Annotated in this window: 3 protein-coding genes; 2 read left to right on the top strand and 1 reads right to left on the bottom strand. The window is 68.1% G+C overall.

The annotated features are described in order from the left end of the window. Positions 1 to 1,905 (top strand): TIM-barrel domain-containing protein (locus tag ACFDSW_RS15970; protein ID WP_375251251.1); only part of this gene is annotated, 1,905 nt, incomplete at its 5' end. Positions 1,906 to 1,945: 40 nt separating this feature from the next. Here the strand turns inward: ACFDSW_RS15970 and ACFDSW_RS15965 are convergent. Beyond that, on the bottom strand, positions 1,946 to 2,731 hold the full coding sequence (locus tag ACFDSW_RS15965) for a FadR/GntR family transcriptional regulator (RefSeq protein ID WP_375251250.1): 786 nt from the start codon (positions 2,729 to 2,731) through the stop codon (positions 1,946 to 1,948). Positions 2,732 to 2,942: 211 nt separating this feature from the next. On the opposite strand from ACFDSW_RS15965, the gene ACFDSW_RS15960 reads away from it, so the two are divergent. Beyond that, positions 2,943 to 3,547 (top strand): TonB-dependent receptor plug domain-containing protein (locus tag ACFDSW_RS15960; protein ID WP_375251249.1); only part of this gene is annotated, 605 nt, incomplete at its 3' end.

The raw sequence follows: 3,547 nt of genomic DNA, 5'->3' as shown, positions 1-3,547 counted from the left end.
GACCGCGCCGGTCGCCGTTTCCGCCTGACCAATGTCGATCCGAGGGGGTTTGACGCGGAACATAGCGACCCGCTCTACAAGTCGATCCCCTATCTGCTCGTCGCCGATGCCGAGGGGCGCTGTCACGGCGAATTCTACGATAGTGTTGCCGACGTCACCGTCGACCTGGGGCGCGAACTCGACAATTATCACGGCCTCTATCGCCATGTCGTCGCGGACGCCGGCGATGTCGACCTATGGATGATCGCCGGGCCGGATCCGGTGGCGGTGACGCGGCGCTTCACCTGGCTGACGGGGCGACCGGCGATGCCGCCGCGTTGGTCGCTGGGCTATTCCGGCTCGACGATGACCTACACCGACGCCCCCGACGCGGCGGCGCAGATGGCGACGTTCCTCGATCAATGCGAACGGCACGATCTTGGCTGTACGTCATTCCATCTCTCGTCGGGCTATACGTCGATCGGCGACAAGCGCTACGTGTTCCACTGGAATCGCGAAAAATTCCCCGATCCCGCCGCGTTCATCGCCGGCTATGCCGAAGCGGGCGTGCGACTGGTACCGAACATCAAGCCCGCCTTGCTGGTCAGCCATCCGCGTTATGCCGAGGCTGCGGCGGCGGGGGTGTTCGTCTGCGATGCCGAGGGGCAGCCGGTCGAGGCGCAATTCTGGGACGAGGTCGGCAGCTATGTCGACTTCACCCGGCCGGAGGCGGCGCGCTGGTGGCGCGATCAGGTAACGGCCTCGCTGCTCGATCAGGGGATCGAGGCAACCTGGAACGACAATAACGAATATGAGCTGTGGGATGCGCGCGCGCGTGTCCACGGCTTCGGCACTCCGCGCGCGGCGGCGGCGATGCGCCCCGTGCTGCCGATGCTGATGATGCGTGCGTCGCGGCAGGCGCAGATCGCCGCGCGGCCGGCGGAGCGGCCGTATGTCGTCACGCGATCGGGGATGGCCGGGCTGCATCGCTATGCGCAGACCTGGTCGGGCGACAATCGCACCGAATGGAAGACGCTGCGCTACAATGCGCGCCAGTCGATCGGGCTGGCGCTGTCGGGGGTTTCCAACAGCGGGCACGATATCGGCGGCTTCTCCGGCCCGGCGCCGTCCCCCGAATTGCTGGTGCGCTGGGTGCAGGCGGGCGTGCTGATGCCGCGTTTCTCGATCCATAGCTGGAACGACGATCGCACCGTCAACGAACCGTGGATGTATCCGCAGGCGCTGCCCGCGATCCACCGGCTGATGGCGTTGCGGCAGACGCTGATCCCGTTCCTCTACGATCTGCTGCATCGTTATCATGCCGAATATCAGCCGATGGTGCGCCCGGTGTGGCTCGATTTCCCGGAGGATCCGCTGGCGTGGGCGGAAAGCGACGAGCATCTGCTCGGCCCCGATCTGCTCGCCGCGCCGGTGATGGAGGAGGGCGCGACAACGCGGGCTGTGCGGCTGCCGCGCGGGGCGGACTGGATCCATGTCTGGAGCGGTCGGTGCGTCGCCGGCGGCGCAACGGTCGAGGTGGATGCCCCGCTCGATGCGCCGCCGCCGCTGTTCGCGCGCGCCGGTTCGGCGATGCTGGTCGATCTCGCACGTGGCGGCTGGCGCCCCGCGCCCTATGCCCGCGGCATCTGGCTGTTCCCGCCGCGCGAGGGGGCGATGGCGTGGGCGGCGTTCGAGGACGGCGGCGAGCGGCACGACGGCGCGGCGGATCGCTGGCATGTCGTGGCGGAGGCCGATGGCGCGACCGTGCGGGCCACGGTGCGTCGTGACGGGCCGGGCACGTTCGGCGATGCGCGGGTGACGCTGCTGCTGCCGCCGGGCGACGCGCGCCGCCTGATCGTCAACGGCGGCGCGGGCGAGCGGACGTCGCATGACGGACGCGAGGGCGTGACGGTGACGGTGGCATAATCAGCGCCCCGTCGCGTCGCTGCCGCTCCCGTTACTCGTCTCAGATTGACGCGCGGCGCGCCAGCTTGCTGCGCTTTTCTTCCAGTTCGGCGCGTGTGCGCTCCATCGTATCGATCTCGGTCGCTTCCAGGAGCCCGTCGATGACCCGGCCCAGATGATCGCGCATCGCGGTGCGCGCGGCGGCGGGGTCGCGCGCGCGCATCGCCTGCAGGATATCGAGATGCTCGTCGATGCGCGGCTGCACCCCGACGCTGCGCGCGCGTTCCAGCATATGCTTGCACAGCGGCGACGTATAACGCGCGTCCCACAATGCCTCGATCACGCTGACGATCGCGGAATTGCCGGTCGCGCGCGCGATCACCATGTGAAATTCGCGATCGGCCCGCTCGCCGCTGACATTGGCCTGATTTTCGCGCTCCATGTCCTCGATCAGGCTTTGCAACTGATCGACCTCGGCATCGGTGATCGACAGCGCGGCGAGCGCGGCGGCCTCGCCCTCGAACAGGCGGCGCGCCTCGGTCAGCTCGAATGCGCCGATATCCAGGCTGAGCGACAGCACATCGCTCGACGGATTGTCGACCACGAAAATGCCCGAGCCGTGGCGCGAGCGGATCAGGCCGGTCACTTCCAGCGCGATCAGCGCCTCGCGGATCGTCGGGCGGCTGACCTTATGCTCCTCGGCCAGGTCACGCTCGGACGGAATCCGCTGCCCCGGGCCATAATCGCCGCGCTGGATCGCGGCGGCGATCGCGGCGGCGGCCTGCTGGTACAATTTGCGTCCATCGGGTTTCAGGATCGAGGGCGCGGCGCGAAGTGGTCTTATCAATGTCGGATCTTCCCGGAAGGCGCTGCACGATAGCACAGGCCGCGAAACGGGCCAACGCGGGGCGGCCAGCAACGACCGTTTTTCCACCTTCACGCTATCCTGCGTGCCGGGTTGTCCGACCGATCGCGAATTGTCGCTTGTCGTTGGTAAGGCCAGTTGGTATGTCATCGACGTGAGCAGCCGACCCAGATCGGCAAAAGGGAGGATCCTGATGCAGTTGCGCACTTCCGCCGCGATGTCCGCCATCGTCATGGCGATGCTGTCCGCCGCCCCGGCGGTGGCTCAGTCGGGGCCCGTTCCCGCCCAATCCGTTCCGGCCGAGCCTGCCCCCGGCGGCACCGCCTCGGCGCAGCTGACCCAGCCTGATCAGGCCGCGCCCGGCGGCCCCACCGCCGCGGTGGCAGGCGACGAGACCGGCGAGATCATCGTCACCGCCAACAAGCGCGCCGAGAATGTGCAGAAAGTGCCGCTCGCGGTGGCGGTGGTGACCCCGGCGCAGCTCGCCAGCGCGGGCGTGCGCAATTTTACCGACATCGGCAAGATCGCGCCCTCGCTGGTGGTGCGCCCCGCCGAACAGCCGCAGAACTCCAATATCTCGCTGCGTGGCGTCGGTACGTTCGCGTTCGGCATCGGCGTCGAATCGAGCGTCGCGGTGCTGGTCGATGAAGTGCCGCTGGCGTTTCAGGCGCGCGCGTTCACCGATCTGCCCGATGTCGAGCGGATCGAGGTGCTGCGCGGGCCGCAGAGCACGTTGTACGGCAAGTCCGCGTCTGCCGGCCTGGTCAATCTGATCACCCGCGATCCGAGCGCGACGCT

The organism is Sphingomonas sp. (genome assembly GCF_042091075.1).
Taxonomy (GTDB): Bacteria; Pseudomonadota; Alphaproteobacteria; order Sphingomonadales; family Sphingomonadaceae; genus Sphingomonas.
The sequence above is the reverse complement of the archived record's forward strand: the minus strand, read 5'-3'. Positions and strand labels throughout refer to the sequence as shown.